This is a genomic window from candidate division TA06 bacterium, from assembly GCA_016208585.1.
GTDB lineage: Bacteria > Edwardsbacteria > AC1 > AC1 > EtOH8 > UBA5202.
This window is the reverse complement of sequence record JACQXR010000128.1, coordinates 1-16,954: the sequence shown is the minus strand read 5'-3', so window position 1 is coordinate 16,954 and position 16,954 is coordinate 1. Positions and strand designations below refer to the sequence as shown.

Sequence of the window (16,954 nt, the reverse complement as noted above, 5' to 3'; positions counted from 1 at the left end):
CACACAACAGAAACTGTGTGCTCTTTTTGATTTGGAAAAATATCAACTATCAGTTGTATAATACATTTTGTTTTTTAAAACACCTTGAATAACAAGCAGTTGTGAATTGTTTTTACAAATAACTAGGAAACTTGCGCTAGGCTTGAAGTAGCCGATGCATCCGGGATAGTCCGGTTAGATATCTTGGACAAACAGGAAATACTGAATTTTTATTCCTCCAGCTATCCCGGGAACTGGTTCGATATCAGGATGCTGGAAACCGGGCAGTATTTCGGCATCCGGGATAAGGGGAGGCTGGTAAGTATTGCTGGCATCCATGTCTATTCGCCGGCCTACAAGGTGGCGGCGCTGGGAAACATCGCCACCAAGCCGGAGTTCAGAGGTAAAGGGCTGGGAACAAAGGTCACCGCGGCATTGTGCCGGAATCTTCTGAAGATGGTTAACATCATAGGCCTCAATGTCAAGGCCGACAATACCGGGGCCATCAGGTGTTATCGAAAGCTGGGTTTTGAAATAACCGGCGAATATAATGAATTCATGGCCACTAAAAGGGATCTATGATCGAGGCGGATGAAATAAAAGAGTTCATATTTTATAACAGTGACTGTTAAAAGAACGAAGTTTTTACTTCGTTCTTTATTTTTTACATAAATTTTAATCAGCTTAATTTATTGCATTGACAGGATTTAGGACTTGTGATAAAATATAAAGTTAAATAAAATGCAATAAATCTCATATAAAATACTCAATTTATGCAAGCTCTAAACCCAAATATCTAAAGAATTTATTTGCCGGATATAGCCTGCCTTAAAATTGTCATTATGCCGATAATAGAAGTAAATAACCTGGTAAAAGACTTCAAGCGCTATCGCCGGAGACCCGGTCTGGTTGGCGCTTTCAAAGACCTTTGGGCCAGGAAATACGAGACCGTTCACGCCGTGAACCAAGTTGACTTTTCCATTGATTCCGGCGAGATCGTGGGCTACATAGGGCCCAACGGCGCCGGTAAATCCACCACCATCAAGGTGCTGACCGGGATCCTGGTGCCCACCTCGGGCCAGGTGCGGGTGCAGGGGCTTATTCCCTATAAGCAGCGCTATCAGCATGTCCGCCAAATCGGCGTGGTCTTCGGCCAGCGCACCCAGTTGTGGTGGGATATTGCGGTGATAGAGTCATTCAACCTTTTGCAGAAGATATACGAGATACCCAGAGCCGATTATCTGACCCGGATAGAAAAGTTCAATCAGGTGCTGGACCTGAAGGAACTGCTTGATGTTCCGGTGCGCAAGCTTTCTTTGGGCCAGCGGATGCGCTGCGACCTGGCGGCCTCGCTGCTCCATAACCCCAAGATAGTCTTTCTGGACGAGCCTACCATCGGGCTGGACGTGGCGGTCAAGGCCAGCATCCGGGAATTCATCAAGGAGATCAACCGGGAGTACGGCACCACCGTCATCCTGACCACCCACGACCTGTCCGACATCGAAGAACTGTGCAGCCGGGTGCTGATGATCGACGCCGGCAAAATAATCTACGACGGGGAGTTGAAGGCCCTCAAGGACGGGGTGGACGCCAGCCGGAGGCTGCTGCTGGAGACCATCTTTCCGGTAAAACTTTCGGGGCTGGCCGATCTGCTTAAGGATTATCCGCTGGACCTGCAGTCCGCCGACCCCTATCACTGGGAGATCAGCTTCAACCGCAGCCAGGTCAACGCCGCCCAGCTGATGCATCTGCTGCTGTCCAATCTGGACGTCAGGGACATCGGGCTGGAGGAGCCGCCGATCGAGGAGATCGTGCGCAAGGTCTACGAGGGGCGGAAGGTCCAATGATCAAGAGGTTCGCCAAATACTGGCAGTTCATGAGGCTGGGCTACATCACCTACCTGGCCTACCGCTTCCAGGTGCTGGCCAGTTTCGTGTCCTATCTGCTGATCATCGCCCTCAACTACTTTTTGTGGAAGGCGGTATATTCCGGGCGGCAGGTGATAGCCGGGTTCACCATGGAGCAGATGATGACCTACGTGGTGATCGGCTGGTCGGCCCGGACCTTTTTTGCCAATCGGATAGACCGCATGATCGGCGACGCGGTCAAGGACGGCTCCATCGCCATGGACCTTTTAAAGCCCACCAATTTTCAGCTTTATCACTATTTCCGCTCCTTGGGCCGGGCCATGTTCATGTTTGTCTTCATGACCCTGCCCATCATCGTGGCGGCTTCTTTTCTCTTTCCAGTCCAACTGCCTTCGGGCAAGCTGGGTCCCTATCTTTTTCCCTTGAGCGTGATCTTAAGTTTTTTCCTGCACGCCGGCATCAGCTACCTAACTGGGCTGGTGGCCTTCTTCACCCGCAACAACGAAGGGGTGTTCCGCTTCAAGCAGCTTTTAGTGGAAGTCTTTTCCGGGGTGATGATTCCCATAACTTTTTTCCCGGGCTGGGTGCAGAATGTTTTGTTCTGGCTGCCATTCAAGTACATTGCTTACGCTCCGCTCCGCATCTATCTGGGAATGGAGCCGCTGTCCCGCGTCCACCAGGGGGTGCTGCTGCAGCTGATGTGGATCATCATCATCTACGCCGCCGGGCAGCTACTGTGGCACTACGGGATCAGGAGACTGGAGACACAGGGGGGGTGACATGAATGCAAATTGCAACCCTTCGGCAAAGGCTTCGGCAGGCTCAGCCGGGCCGCTCAGGGCAAGAATGCAGAATGCAGAATACAAAAGGCAGAAGGCAGAAGGCAGAATGCAAAAGGCAAAAGGCAGAATATATACACAGCGACATAAGTCTTATGCAGCTTGTCATTCCGGGCTTGACCCGGAATCCAGCATTTTTCTGGATTCCCGCTGGAGTTTACACTGAACGCAGTGAATGTGCGGGAATGACGTGTGATGTTGCGATTTATGACGCTGAGTATAGAATACAAAATTACAAGCAGGAGACCAATAATGAGTGCGCCGAGAAAAGCTTATACAAACCAGTCGGTGATCCGCCTGCGTCAAGACTACGGCGGACAGGCCTGCCTGCGCCGAGGCTTCCGCTTACGTCAAGACTACTGCGGACAGGTCGGCAGACAGGAAATCCGACCTGAGCAAAGGTTAGCAACCGCCTCAGAACTGAACCCTGCACCTGGTGGGGTAACCTGCCATCGTGAAGCCAGGGGGATGGGATACCGGGCCGCAACGCAAGTGAAGGGATTGAGCCCCGAAATGTTCATCGTGTCGGTAGCCGATGGTGTTCATTTGGCCGCAGGCAATAGTCTTGCAACCGTTAAGCGAGGATGCAAGAATCCGACGGGGTCTGAGACCGTGGCACGGTATCAAAAGGAGTGTATAGGAACTTGGGAGGCCCAATGCATTCCCGAAAGGGTATGCAATGACAAGCCTGAAAAGGGCGAGGAATTGCAAATGGTGCATTGGGAGTCGGATCAGCTCATAGTAGCGAAGAAACAGGGTAATGCCTGCGGAGTGAAGGGGCTGACAGGAAAGACCGCTGAATGCGGTTGGATGGCGGGGACACATCTGCCGCCCTTAGAGGTGGAGACCAGATGTCAACAAAACCGTCGTCCCCTTTTCCTGAAGAGCCGTGTGCGGGAAAACCGCAAGCACGGTTCTGTGAGAGGATTTATAGTGTCTTCCGTAAGGAGGTGGCTATGAGTTCTACTCGACAAACGGCCGAACACGCGCATGTAATAATCAAAAAGGGCTGGATAAACATCAAGATACCCGTTTCCAGCCTGGTTCCCGGACGGCAGAGCAGTAAAATCGATTGGCATGTTTTGGACAAGGCCAGGGGCCTGTGGAAACACCGGCGGCTGGACGGTCTGGCATTTCAGCGCAGGATCAGGGCCGAGTGGTGACGCTATGCGAAGGCAGGCAATGCACATACACCTGCGTAGGGCCGACGAGATATGGGACAAGGCGAGTGAAAACTAACTTCATATTTATAACCCAGGCATTAATGCCATGGGTTATAAACAACAAATAGAGACTCCTATGCAATTACAAACCCTCGGTGCCTGGCAACGCAGCCACACCTGCGGGGAGCTTCGCTCCCCACAAATCGGGAAGGAAACCACTCTCTGCGGATGGGTCCACCGCAGCCGCAACCACGGCGGGCTGATCTTCATCAACCTGCGGGACCGCTATGGCATCACCCAGGTAGTGTTTGATCCGGCCCAAAACGCCGGACTGACCGAGACCGCCAGAGAGCTGAAATCAGAATACCTGATCGCGGTCAAAGGCTTGGTGCGGGCCCGGCCCCAGGGGCAGGCCAACGTCGATATGGTTACCGGAGAGATCGAAGTGCTGGCCAGCGAGGTCAAAGTATTGAACAGCTCGGCCGTTCCGCCTTTTGTGATAGAGGACCAGACCACGGCCTCCGAGGACCTGCGCCTGAAATTCCGCTATCTGGACCTGCGCCGGCCGGCGCTGGCCAAAAATATTATCCTGCGGCATAAATTCGTACTGGCGGTCAGAAATTATCTTTCGCGGGAGGGATTCCTGGAGATAGAGACTCCCTTGCTGACCCGCAGCGCTCCCGAAGGCGCCCGAGATTACCTGGTGCCGTGCCGGGTCCAGCCGGGAAAATTCTACGCCCTGCCGCAGTCGCCCCAGCTCTATAAGCAGATCCTGATGGTGGCCGGCTTCGACAAGTATTTCCAGATCGCCCGTTGCTTGCGCGATGAAGACCTGCGGGCCGACCGCCAGCCGGAATTTACCCAGATAGATATTGAGATGGCCTGCGCCACCGAAGAAGGGATATATGTTCTGATAGAAGGCATGATCAAAGAAACCTTCAGGGAAGCGGCCGGAATTGAAGTAGCGACGCCGTTTCCCAGGCTTTCCTACGTCGAGTCCATGCGGCGGTTCGGCTCGGACAAGCCCGATATGCGCTTCGGCCTGGAGCTGTGCGATGCCGCGCCGGTGGCCGTGAAATCCAATTTCCCGGTCTTCAAACAAGCCCTGGAGAACAAAGGGCAGGTGAAGGGCATCTGCGTGCCGGGCGGGGGCAAGTGGTCCCGCAAGGAGATCGACGGCCTGACCGAGTTCACAAAAATATACGGGGCCAAGGGACTGGCCTGGGCCAAAGTTCCCGCGACACCGCTCGGGAACCAACTACCGTCTTCGCTTGAAGGGCCGAGCGCCAAATTCTTTGCCGGGGAATTAGGCGAAGAGCTGATGCAAACCATGTCCGCCAAGGATGGCGATCTAATGTTATTCGTGGCCGACCAGCCTTCGGTGGTGGCCGCCGCCCTGGGGGCGTTAAGGGCGGAGTGCGCAAAAAGGATGGACATCATTCCCAAAAACAAATTTGCTTTCGCCTGGGTCAACGATTTCCCGATGTTCCATTACAACCCCGAAACCCAGGGCTGGGAACCCGAACATCACATTTTTACCATGCCCAAGGAAGAACATCTACAATACCTGGAATCGGATCCGGGCCGGGTGCTGGGCCAGCTTTACGACCTGGTGGCCAACGGTTACGAGATGGCGTCTGGTTCCATCCGCATCCACCGCCGCGACATCCAGGAGCGGGTAATGAAGGCGGTAGGGATTTCCAATGAAGAAGCCAGGAAACGGTTTGGCTTCCTGCTGGAAGCCTTTGAATACGGGGCACCGCCGCACGGCGGGGTTGCTCCGGGCCTGGATCGCTGGATCATGTTGCTTTGCGGCGCCGACAACATCCGCGACGCGATCGCCTTTCCCAAGACCGCCTCGGGCAGCGGCCTGATGGAGGGAAGTCCATCAGAAGTGGACGAGCGGCAGTTGAAGGAACTGAAACTTAAACTGGACCTGTAACCTATCGGGATTAATACAATCAATATTAGGATCACCAGTGCTTGCCAAACCCAGCCTACCTATTTCCCTGCAGCTTGAAGCGGCCGAGAAGGCCTTAACCAACGCGCTGGCCAACGTCGACATCCTGAAAAGGCTGACGGAAAACGGCTATAATGCAGCCAGGATCGCTGAAGGACAAAAGCTTTACCAGGATGCCCTGCTGGCGGTCAGGAGACACACCGCGCTGGTCCAAGACAATGGTGACCGGGAGGCTTCGTCCGCCAAGGTCACCAGAAACGCACAAGAAGCCTACCAGTCGCTGGCTCAAATCTTCCGGAAGATATGGCCAGAGGACAAAGAGCAGCTGCAGATCCTGGGGATCCCGGCCCAGCCTCCCCGGAGCACGGCCGGTTTCTTGAGCGCGGCCTCAGTTCTGTTCGACGCCCCGTTGAAGGACCCGGAACTTATGGCCCTCCTGGCCGATTTGGGATACCCCAGGCTGCTGCTGGCCTCGGAACGGGCCAAAGTGGCGGAACTGGAAAAACTGGTCCGGAAACAGGAGAACTCCGAAAAAGAGATCCGGGCCGCCGACCAAGAGCAACAGCTGGCATTAAAGGTCCTGAACGAATGGATGGGTAGGTTCGTTAAAAAAGCCAGGGTGGTTTTACAGAACAAAAAAGATTTTCTTGATAAAATGGGGCTGTTAGACCGCAGCCCAAGGGCGGAGGCCCCGAAAAACGCCCAGGAGCCCAGGCAGGCCAAACGGGGGTAGTCCTGTCATCAGATGACAAACGAAGTCAGTTCTATCGATAGTTAAGCCAATAACCGCAAGGCCTTGCAGATAAATTAAACTGCGGGGCTTTTCCCTTTTAGCTTCAGGTCAATAACTCTTATCTTGAAAATCGGTCTTATCTGTGCTACAATTACAGTTTGTCGTTTTTCAGGATAACGATCCGGCTGAGATCACTTAAATCTTCATATATTACCAAAGGAGAAAGATGCCATGCCTAAGTTCGTGTATTTCTTCGGGGGCCAGGCCGCCGAAGGCGGAGCCCAGGACAAAAATCTTTTAGGCGGCAAAGGCGCCAACCTGGCCGAGATGTGCCGCCTGGGCATCCCGGTGCCGGCCGGTTTCACCATCACCACCGAAATGTGCACCGTCTTCTATAAGAACAACAAGAAATATCCCAAGGAACTTGATAAGCAGGTCAACGACGCCCTGGCCAGGGCGGAAAAAGTGATGGGCATGAAGTTCGGCGATACCAACGATCCCCTGCTTCTTTCGGTGCGCTCCGGGGCCCGCAGCTCCATGCCCGGCATGATGGAGACCGTGCTCAACGTCGGCCTGTGCTCGGAAACTATTCCCGGCATGATCAAAAAGACCGGCAATGGCCGGTTCGTCTACGACGCCTACCGCCGCCTGATCATGATGTACTCCGACGTGGTGATGGAGAAGGCCGCCGGGATCGAGCCGGCCGAGGGCCAGGGCATCCGCAGGCAGCTGGACGAGATGCTGGGCGAGGTCAAAAAGCAAAAAGGATACAAGACAGACGCCGACATCCCCGAAGCCGACCTGAAAGACCTGTGCGACAGATTCAAGGCCAAAGTCAAAGAGGTTATCGGCAAAGAATTTCCCGATAACGCCACAGATCAGCTGTGGGGCGGGATCGGCGCGGTATTCTCATCATGGAACGGCAAGCGGGCCATTTCATACCGCCGGATCGAAAACATCCCCGACGAGTGGGGGACGGCGGTCAACGTCCAAGCCATGGTCTTCGGCAACATGGGCCAGACTTCAGCCACCGGCGTGGCCTTCTCCCGCAACCCGGCCAACGGCGACAACCATTTCTACGGAGAATGGTTAGTCAACGCCCAGGGCGAGGACGTGGTGGCCGGGATCCGCACTCCCAGCCCCTTAAACGAATCCACCAAGAACGAGCAGAACAAACAGATGGTCTCGCTGGAGACCGCCATGCCGGCGGTTTATAGGGAGCTGGACGCCATCCGCAGCCGGCTGGAAAAACATTACCGCGACATGCAGGACATAGAATTCACCATCCAGGACGGCCGGCTGTGGATGCTGCAGTGCCGGGTGGGCAAGCGCACCGGAACCGCGGCTTTGAATATGGCCATGGACATGATGGACGAAAAACTGATCACCAGGGCCGAAGCGGTGATGAGGGTTACCCCGGCCCAGTTAGACGAACTGCTGCATCCCATCGTGGACCCGGCGGCCGAGAAGTCCGCCCCGGCGCTGGCCAAGGGTCTGCCGGCCGGGCCGGGCGGAGCCTTTGGACAAATCGTGTTCACCGCCGGTGACGCAGTGGAGTGGCTGAAGCAGGGCAAGAAGGTGATATTGGTGCGCGAGGAGACCAACCCCGAAGACGTGGAAGGGATGCGGGCCGCGGCCGGGATCCTGACCGCCCGCGGCGGCATGACCTCTCATGCGGCTTTGGTGGCCCGGGGCTGGGGCAAGTGCTGCATCGTGGGCAGCAGCTCCCTGCATATCGACGCCCAGACCAAGACCATGAAGGCGGGCGACCAGGTCTTTCGCGAAGGCGATCTTATTACTCTCAACGGCACCAGGGGCTATATCTACGCCGGCCAGCTGGCCATGATGGACGCCACCGAGAACCCGCGCTTCGTGGAATTCATGAAATACGTTGACTCCTTCCGCCGGCTCAAGGTCCGCGCCAATGCCGACACCCCGGAGGATGCCGCCAATGCCCGGGGGTTCGGGGCCGAGGGCATCGGGCTGTTCCGCACCGAGCACATGTTCTACGGCAAGAACTCCGAGGAGCCGCTGTTTTGTCTGCGCAAGATGATAGTCTCCAAGAATGCGGAAGAACGCTGGGCCGCGCTCAACGAACTCTACCCCTTCGTCAAGAAAGACATCAAGGCCACGTTGGAAGTGATGGACGGACTGCCGGTGACCATCAGATTGCTGGATCCGCCGCTGCACGAATTTGTGCCCACCCGCCAGGACGAGCGGGCCAAGCTGGCCCAGGCCCTGGGCATCACCGCCGAGGAGCTCGATAACCGGGCCGATGCCCTGCACGAATCCAATCCCATGATGGGGCACCGCGGGGTCCGCTTGGGCGTCACTTACCCTGAGATCACCGGGATGCAGGTCCGGGCCATCCTGGAGTCCACCGTGGAGCTGATCAAGGAAGGCAAGAAGATCATGTCGGAGATCATGGTCCCGGTGGTGGGCTTAAAGAACGAGCTGGTGGACCAGAAGGCCATCGTTGACAAAATATACGCCGAGGTCTGCTCCAAGTACGGCGTTAAAAAGATAGATTACATGTACGGCACTATGATCGAGATCCCCCGGGCCGCGCTGATCGCAGGGAAGATCGCCGAGACCGCCGAGTTCTTTTCCTATGGCACCAACGACCTGACCCAGATGACCTTCGGTTTCTCGCGCGACGACATCGGCGGCTTCGTGCCGGACTACGTGAAGAAGAAGATCCTGCCGGCCGACCCCTTCCAGCTGCTGGACCAGGAAGGCGTGGGCGAGCTGATAGAGATAGGGATCAAGCGGGGCCGGGCAATCAGGCCGCACCTGAAGGTGGGCATCTGCGGGGAGCACGGCGGGGAACCCTCTTCTGTTGAGTTCTGCCACCGGGCCGGAATGAACTACGTCTCCTGTTCGCCGTTCCGGGTGCCCATCGCCAGGCTGACGGCGGCCCAGGCGGCGATTAAGGAGATGAACGCCTCGAAGGCAAATCCGACTTCACCAAGGCTACGTCGGACAAGCAACGAAAATATGGAATCGGGAAATGGGAAGCGGAAAGCAAAGCCGGCCAAGAAGGCGGTTCCGAAAAAGGCAGTCAAGAAGGTTGTGAAGAAATCAACCTACGCCAAGAAAAAAGGGAAGAAATAACCGGAAAAGGAGATATCATAAAAGAGCCCCATTATTTTGCAAAATGGGGCTCTTTTATTTTGGCGCTGCTTAACAATCTTCGTCGAAACCGGGGCTTTTCATATTTCTTGCCCCAAAATAAAAATTATCAAAGTCCGGCAAAATAGTTGACAGCATAAGCAAAATGGGTTATTATTCGCATAGTGATGGTTATACGTATTTAGGAAGTTTTGATTTTGACCAACCGGAATGCTGCTGAAGGGCGATTTTTTGCCGGTAAATAACCAAAACATCTGCGTAAATCCGGATCTGTGCGCCGCGCAGTGGCTATCCCTGGAAGCTGTTTCTGCTCGCGAGAGAGTCCAAGTAAAGTCCATGATGCTTTAAAATACTAATATGAAAACAGAAAAATGATAAAAAACATTTCCAAAAAATATTTATTTATTCTCCTTCTGATAGGCGTTTTGCTCCCCTATTCAAACACCCTGCGCAACGGTTTTACCTGGGATGATTTTCCTTTGATAGAAAAGGATGAAAGAATCAGAGGGACCGGGAATATACCGCATATATTCTCTTCGGATTTTTGGCCCAGCGGTGGTGGGACGGATGAAAAGCTGGGTTATTACCGTCCGGCAGTTACGGTATCGTATCTTATAGATTATTCGCTTTGGGGACTCCGTCCCCGCGGGTACCATTTCTCAAATATTCTGTATCATCTCATTGCAACATTATTGTTATTTTTGATTTTGGACAGAGTATGTAAAAATGGCCAGGCGGCATTTTATGCGTCTTTGCTTTTTGCCATTCATCCCATACATACCGAAGCTGTGGCGCCAATATGGGGCAGGACTGATCTGCTTTGCGGTTTGTTTTATTTTGCGTCCATATCCATGTATCTACTGTCACAAAAAAACATAATTCATTACGCCATCTCGCCGTTATTTTTCATGTTGGCGTTGTTGTCTAAAGAAATGGCGATCTCTCTTCCGTTGGCGGTTATCGGTTGCGATTATATGATGGGGAAAAACTTTGGCCCGAATGGGAATCTACGCTGGCGGCGATACTTGGGTTTTGCCGTTGCCGTGGCCATATATTTGGGGGCAAGGTATCATGCCATGGGGACGCTGTTGGTGTCCAGAAACAGCGAGTTTCTTTCCTGGCCGCAAAAAATATGTTTAATGATGGCCTCGGCGGCGTTTTACCTGAAGTCGTTTTATCTGCCGCTAAAACTGAATGCTTACCCTGTTTTTGATGTTAACAATGGCCTGTCTTTGTTTCTAAAAACAACGGCAGTAATTGTCGCATTTGCCACCGTCGTAACCATGCTCTCCCGGAAGAAGAAAAACTTGACGGGCCTTGCCTTCGCCGGGCTGGCCCTTATTCCGGTGCTTTGGCCCGGCTCGGTAGGCGGGGTAACGGCGGCAGAGCGTTTTCTTTATATCCCATCGGCAGGTTTGTGCCTTTTTACAATCCAGTCAATGGAGCAATTGCCGTTCATAAGGGAAAGGGGCAAACTTGCAATTTGCATTGGCGCAATCTTATTGGCTTTGATCGCGGTCAGAACTTATGTGCGGAATTTTGACTGGGAAAACGATTATAAAATAACCGTCAAGACGATCGACGCCTCTCCGAAAGCCGTTTTCCCGCGGTTGAATTTGGCCGGGCATTATGAACGTTTATTAAAATACCAAGATGCCATAGGGCAATACCATAAGGTCATAAATTGTTCACCCAACGATATTACGGCATATTTTAGGTTGGCATATTTATATAATGTTATGGGCGCAAAAGACAGTAGTTTAGTATATTACAATAAGGTTATCGAACTGAATCCATCCTTTGCTTTCGCCTATAACAATATGGCAAATATATATTTTGTGGAACGCAATAATTCGATGGCGTTGTATTTTTTTAAAAAGGCACAACAATTTGACACAGCCGGTACAATTATTGATCCTTATTCTTTAGGCCAAGTATATTTATTCGAAAACCATCCTGATTCTGCTATAAAATATTTATCGAGGTTCGCTGATAAAAACAACAACATTGCACATTGTTATTTGTTGCTGGGTTTTGCCTATAAAATGTACGGAGATTCCCAGCAAGCTATTCGGATGTGGAATAAGTATATAGATTTGTCACAAGATATTGAAATGGTTGAAAAAATAAAAAATAAAATTAAAGAAATACAATAAAACTAAAGTTCCTTCAATATTGAAGGAACTTTAGTTTCTCCATCCCATATATCTAATAAAGTTATCCAGCGCTATCTTGCTTATCTCATCTTTACCAAACCCCTGTTTCTCTAACACCTTCAGAAGGTCCGGTATCTTGTCCGGGCCTTCCAATCCCTTGGGCACTTCTTCGATCCCGTCGAAATCCGAGCCCAAGGCCAAACAATCAACCCCGGCCAACTTCTTCATGTAGTCAAACTGGTCGGCCACCGAATTGATGTCAACCGGTTTTCGCTTTTCCCCCAAAAAGGCGGGACAAAAATTAACGCCGATAAGTCCCCCGGCCTGGGCCAAAGCCTTTATCTGCTTGTCGCTCAGGTTCCTAAACTGGAATTTCTTGTTCAAGGCCCTGGCGCAGGAATGGGAGGCTAGGGGCGGCTTTTTAGCTAATTTAAGCACATCCCAGAATGTCTTCTCTGACGAATGGGAAAGGTCGATCATCACCCCCAGCGAGTCGGCCAGTTTCACCAGCTTTATGCCTTCAGCTGTAAGCCCTAAATCCTTTTTGGTCTTGCCGGCGCTGAACCCCGCAGTGGCAAATTTGTTGGAGTTGTTCCAGGTCAGGGTTAATATCCTGACGCCTTCTTTATAAAACAGCTTCAAATTGCCGGTCTCCTCGCCCAGGGCGTGCCCGCCTTCGATGCCCAGCAATACCCCGGTCTTCTTCTCCTTCAAGCATTTTTGCCAGGAAACTTTATCGGTCACCAGCATCAATTGGGATGAGTGGCTTGATATTTGGGATTTGGTCATAGATATCATCTTCAAGGTGTAGTCAATGGCCTTCTGGCGGCGGTAAGAGGGAGGAACCCAGCAGGCGAAGACCTGCAGGCCAACTCGGCCTTTCTTCAGTTTGCCGATGGTCACTTGGCTGGAGTTATCGGTCAAAGTCTTTCCCTTGACGATCTTCATGGCGGCATCGCAGTGGAGGTCGGCGGCAAGATAGGCGGCGTCTGTTTTTGGCATGGTGTCGGCCTTTGCAGTGGTGTTGAGAATGATCAGGAATAAAAATATGAAAGCAGAAAACCTCATGGCATAACTATACTACAAAATTTACGGACTTCGCAAGTAAATTTTACTTGACAAAAGCCTTAACTTGTTATAATGTTAAGTGTTATTCAATTTTGGCAAAAAGCCAAAGTTGAGGATATCTTTTAAAACTATGAGGAGCACTAACATGAAACGGTTTTCTCATTTCGGCGCCAGGTTTTTTCTGGTGATGGCAGCGGCCCTGGCGATAGTGATCGCAGGTTGCTCCAAACGGGAAAAATACCCCCTGGGCGAGGCCGGGGGCATGCTGACCATCGGCTCGCTCAACGAGCCGGCCTCGCTGAACCCGCTGCTGCTGTCGTTTACCGCGCCCAGCGATATCCAGGAAAAACTTTTCCTGAGCCTGCATCGCTTTGATAAATCGATGAACATAGTGCCGGAGCTGGCCGAAAGCTGGAAGTTCTCCGAGGATTTTCGGGAGGTCACCTATCATCTGCGCCAGGACGTCAAGTGGAGCGACGGGCAGCCGGTGACGGCCGAAGACGTCAAATATACCTTCGACCTGATGACCGACCCCCAGGTCAACTATTCCCGGGCCGGGTATCTGCAGTTCGTGGAAACCGTGGAAGTGATCAACGCCTACGCCGTGCGCTTCAAGTTCAACCGGCTATACTCCGACGAGCTGTTTGACACTGGCATCATCGTATTGCCCAAGCACGCTTTGGAAAAGCAGGCCAGCCTGGCTTCCGGAGAGTTTGACGCCAGCCCGGTGACCGACGGGCCCTACCAGGTGGAACAGTGGATCCGGGGCGACCGCTTGGTGCTGACCGCCAACCCCGGCTTTTACAAGGGCCAGCCGGCCCTGGAACAGATAGTGATCCGTTTCTTCGGCGACGAGGCCTCGCTGGCCGCAGCCCTGCAGAATGGAGAAGTGGACATGACCGAGGACCTCTCGCCCCAAAGCATCCTGAAACTTCAGGGAGATCCCAATCTGGTCGCCATCGACTATCCCGGAAGATCATATGCCTATCTGGGCTGGAATCTTAAAAGCCCGCTGTTCGCCTCGGCCCAACTGCGCAAGGCTTTTGCCATGGCCATCGATCCCTCTGAAATAATCCAAAGCGTGCTGCTGGGCAAGGGCCAGGCGGCGGCCGGCCCCATCCTGCCCAGCTCCTGGGCTTACGACGAGAACCTCAAACCGATGCCCTACGATCCCGAGATTGTCAAAAGCGCCCTTTCAGACCTGGGGTGGAAGTCCCTGAACAGGGATGGCTTTCTGGCCAAGAACCCCCGCCAGGCACTGCAGATAAATCTGCTTTTAGCCCAGGGCCAGCCGGTGCTGGAAGCCTCGGCCGCCATCATCCAAAAACAGATGAAAATGGCGGGAGTAAAAGTCAACGTCCAGGTGGCGGATGCCAGAACCTTCATTCAGCGGATTCGCACCGGGGCCTACGATGTGATGATGTTTTCCTGGAAAAACGATCTGAAGGTCGATCCTACGGCGGTGTGGCACAGTAAGGTCGAAAACAAGGGAATATTCAACCTTTTGGAATACTCCAATCCCCAGGTGGACAGCCTGATCGACCAGGGTCTGGGCACATTAAGCCGGCGCAAGGCCAAGGATATCTGGGTCAAATTCCAGCAGGTGGTGGCCCAGGAACAGCCCGCCACTTACCTGTTCGTGCCCAATGCGGTGGCCATGGTTTACAAGGGGGTAAAGGGAGCCCAAAGCGATGCCCGCGGGCCGCTGGCCTCTTTGGACGAATGGTGGATTCCGTCGGCCGAACGGCGCGGCGCCCAGGTGGCGGCCGTTACCCCGCCGGCTCCGGAAACTCCTGCTCCCGTGACTACTCCCGAGCCGGAAACTCCCGCCTCAACCCCGGTCACCAACAAACCGGCTCCGGCCGCTCCCAAACCTGTTCCGGTCAAGCCGGCCCCGGCCCCCAAGCCGGTCAACCCCCAGGACATCTTGGTAGCCGAAACTCCTACCCCGGCGGCCACTCCGGCCCCGGTCGCAGCCGCGCCCGAGCCGGTAGCCGAGATTCCGCCCACCGATCCCGAACCCACTAACATCGGCAAGGCCGAGTATCCCGACCTGGCCAGGAAAGCCGGAATCACCGGCCGGGTGTTTGTTAAGGTGATCGTCGGAGCCGACGGCAAAGTAAAGAGCGCCGAGGTGCTGCGCGGCATCGGCGGCGGCTGTGATGAGGCGGCCATGGAAGCGGCCAAGAAGTCCAATTTCAAACCGGGGACGGTCAACGGCCAGCCGGCCGAGCGGTCTTTTACCATACCGTATTCGTTCCGGTGATATTAGCGCAGGGGCAATTCATCCTACTACGCCACCTTTAGAGGCTACTTATACTGAGTTGCAATCTATATATTACATGTGGTATAATCTCTTTTTCCCACCGAAATACGCGAAATACGCTAATTAGTTCTTCCTGAAAAACCCAGTTTACCCAGCCAGCCCCGTTTGCCCCGCCCAACGGCGGTGGCTATAGCGCTGGTCCGCCGATTTATCCGCCGCAATTCGCTGGTGGCGAACGCAGGAGGAAGCGGGGCGAAAGCAGAACCGGAATAACGTCGCCTTCTATTTTTTTCAATAAAACAAAAAAATAAAAATGTACTATACGTAGGTAAAACAAAAGGGGCAAAAATGAATTTTGCTACCAGATTATATCGTCACATTTCTAAAAAGGCTTCAAATAATAGTAACGTCTATAGGTGTCTGAAAGCATCTACAAAGAAAAACGAACAAATACGTGTGGTACTATTAAATGGCAGGTGTCAGGACATCGTTGACAGTCTTTAGTGGCACTAAGTGTGTCAGGACATCGTTGACACTTTTTTTAAAAAAGCAGTAATTGGGATTCTGTTCTTTACCGGCTCTCGTAAACTATAATTGAGAGTTTTAACAAGCACTTTGGGTAACTTATCAGATGGTTGATGGAATATCTTTAATGTCTGATTACCGGTATTGATAACAGTCCACACATACTCAAAGGTCAGCGACAGGCCTACATATATCGGCTCGTTCAAAATAGTAATATAGCCCTTTTCGTCAATCAAACGGATAAAATGGATACGCCCCCTTGTGATGGGTAACAGTGTATCGAGGTCAAGCATAAAACCGGTTGGCAGATAACTGGTGGTGTAGCCACACAACGAAGACTTATTGAAAAAAGTGTCGTGCCGGTACTGCTGGTAGTTGTTATGCTTGTCCCGAAACTTGCGGGCTTCGTTACGCATATGATGTAAATCCGTAAAGGTTTGCCTGAGCCAGAGCATATCGTTGAACCGGCTGTTGAAGCTTTCAATATACGGATTGCGCCAGGGTTCGTTAAAGGGGATGAAGATTATCTCAACGCCAAAGTTAAGGCAGAAGCGCATCAATTTTCCGAAGGTTCGGGGATGGTAAAGGCTGCCGCGAAAAGCCCCTTCATTATCCAATTGCAAGTAGATCGGTATGCCGAACTCTTTCCAGTCGCTGATGAGGAAATTGATTATGTTGTCGGCCCCTTTGGCCTGATACTGGTTTAAATTAGCCAGCGAGGTGAAGACATCGATGCGATTAACCGAAATAACCTTGCCATAGCCGCTGATATACAGCGGGGTTACCAAATCTAATTGCTGGATATGCCCGGGATGCCGAACCTTCAAGCCAGGATAGTGTTTCCCCAATTTGGGCTGCCCTGCGACTTGGGATTCTTCCGTTTTCACCAAATCGTTTCTTTTCAAAACCCGATTGATGGTTGAGAGGCTCGGCTTGTTTTCTATTCCCGATCCATCAAGGTCTTGGTGAATGGCAATGGCTCCACAAAATGAATATTGGGTTTCAGGTGTGTCGCGCCGCTTCAGCTTCTTACGGCTTTCGACTATTGTTTGCTCCAGGCCGTTATCAATTTTGTTCGGTTTATTGTGCGGTTCCTTGGTCTCATTTAAATACCATTCGGGATCACCGGTCCTCCAGCGAGCTTCCCATTTATAGACCCACTCCCGTGATCTGTTAAGTTCCCGTGCTATTTCAGTTACTTTGACACCTTGCTCGATCAACTCTATACAGCTTTTACGAAGATCGATTTCTCCCTCTTTAGTAAT

Annotated in this window: 12 protein-coding genes; 10 read left to right on the top strand and 2 right to left on the bottom strand. The window is 52.6% G+C overall.

Features of this window, described 5'->3' with window-relative positions:
• The first annotated feature begins 165 nt into the window (after positions 1-165).
• From HY768_09665 to HY768_09630, 8 genes are all read left to right on the top strand, one after another.
• Positions 166-561 (top strand): GNAT family N-acetyltransferase, encoded by a 396-nt coding sequence (locus HY768_09665; GenBank protein ID MBI4727464.1) that lies wholly within the window; start codon positions 166-168, stop codon positions 559-561.
• Between the two features lie 260 nt (positions 562-821).
• Complete coding sequence (locus HY768_09660) at positions 822-1,826, top strand: ATP-binding cassette domain-containing protein (protein ID MBI4727463.1); 1,005 nt, start codon at positions 822-824, stop codon at positions 1,824-1,826.
• The gene (locus HY768_09655) at positions 1,823-2,626 is read left to right on the top strand and encodes an ABC-2 family transporter protein (GenBank protein ID MBI4727462.1); all 804 of its coding nucleotides are present in this window, start codon (positions 1,823-1,825) and stop codon (positions 2,624-2,626) included. The genes HY768_09660 and HY768_09655 overlap by 4 nt, the downstream gene beginning before the upstream one ends.
• A gap of 1,016 nt (positions 2,627-3,642) precedes the next feature.
• Complete coding sequence (locus HY768_09650; GenBank protein ID MBI4727461.1) at positions 3,643-3,849, top strand: hypothetical protein; 207 nt, start codon at positions 3,643-3,645, stop codon at positions 3,847-3,849.
• Positions 3,850-3,985: 136 nt separating this feature from the next.
• Complete coding sequence (aspS, locus tag HY768_09645; GenBank protein MBI4727460.1) at positions 3,986-5,791, top strand: aspartate--tRNA ligase; 1,806 nt, start codon at positions 3,986-3,988, stop codon at positions 5,789-5,791.
• Between the two features lie 37 nt (positions 5,792-5,828).
• A complete protein-coding gene (locus HY768_09640) occupies positions 5,829-6,542 on the top strand; it encodes a hypothetical protein (GenBank protein ID MBI4727459.1) in 714 nt (237 codons plus the stop codon).
• 231 nt (positions 6,543-6,773) lie between these two features.
• Positions 6,774-9,656, top strand: a complete 2,883-nt coding sequence (locus tag HY768_09635; protein MBI4727458.1) for a pyruvate, phosphate dikinase — start codon at positions 6,774-6,776, stop codon at positions 9,654-9,656.
• Positions 9,657-10,045: 389 nt separating this feature from the next.
• The gene (locus HY768_09630) at positions 10,046-11,830 is read left to right on the top strand and encodes a tetratricopeptide repeat protein (GenBank protein MBI4727457.1); all 1,785 of its coding nucleotides are present in this window, start codon (positions 10,046-10,048) and stop codon (positions 11,828-11,830) included.
• A 30-nt stretch (positions 11,831-11,860) separates the two neighbouring features.
• Here the strand turns inward: HY768_09630 and HY768_09625 are convergent, their stop codons facing one another.
• Positions 11,861-12,898: a membrane dipeptidase gene (locus HY768_09625; protein ID MBI4727456.1), complete on the bottom strand. Its 1,038-nt coding sequence runs from the start codon at positions 12,896-12,898 to the stop codon at positions 11,861-11,863.
• A 145-nt stretch (positions 12,899-13,043) separates the two neighbouring features.
• Between HY768_09625 and HY768_09620 the strand changes: the two genes are divergently transcribed.
• A complete protein-coding gene (locus tag HY768_09620; protein ID MBI4727455.1) occupies positions 13,044-15,164 on the top strand; it encodes a TonB family protein in 2,121 nt (706 codons plus the stop codon).
• Between the two features lie 294 nt (positions 15,165-15,458).
• A complete protein-coding gene (locus tag HY768_09615) occupies positions 15,459-15,668 on the top strand; it encodes a GIY-YIG nuclease family protein (protein MBI4727454.1) in 210 nt (69 codons plus the stop codon).
• Between the two features lie 14 nt (positions 15,669-15,682).
• On the opposite strand, the gene HY768_09610 is transcribed toward HY768_09615, so the two are convergent.
• Positions 15,683-16,954, bottom strand: a 1,272-nt coding sequence (locus HY768_09610) for a helix-turn-helix domain-containing protein (GenBank protein ID MBI4727453.1), incomplete at its 5' end; no start/stop codon positions are given.

What these genes read in the sequence shown, in the direction of transcription:
- HY768_09635 (MBI4727458.1), top strand. Translation starts at nt 6,774, where the DNA reads ATGCCTAAGTTCGTGTATTTCTTCGGGGGCCAGGCCGCCGAAGGCGGA.
- HY768_09620 (MBI4727455.1), top strand. Translation starts at nt 13,044, where the DNA reads ATGAAACGGTTTTCTCATTTCGGCGCCAGGTTTTTTCTGGTGATGGCA.
- HY768_09630 (MBI4727457.1), top strand. Translation starts at nt 10,046, where the DNA reads ATGATAAAAAACATTTCCAAAAAATATTTATTTATTCTCCTTCTGATA.
- HY768_09625 (MBI4727456.1), bottom strand. Translation starts at nt 12,898, where the DNA reads ATGAGGTTTTCTGCTTTCATATTTTTATTCCTGATCATTCTCAACACC.
- aspS (MBI4727460.1), top strand. Translation starts at nt 3,986, where the DNA reads ATGCAATTACAAACCCTCGGTGCCTGGCAACGCAGCCACACCTGCGGG.
- HY768_09650 (MBI4727461.1), top strand. Translation starts at nt 3,643, where the DNA reads ATGAGTTCTACTCGACAAACGGCCGAACACGCGCATGTAATAATCAAA.
- HY768_09655 (MBI4727462.1), top strand. Translation starts at nt 1,823, where the DNA reads ATGATCAAGAGGTTCGCCAAATACTGGCAGTTCATGAGGCTGGGCTAC.
- HY768_09660 (MBI4727463.1), top strand. Translation starts at nt 822, where the DNA reads ATGCCGATAATAGAAGTAAATAACCTGGTAAAAGACTTCAAGCGCTAT.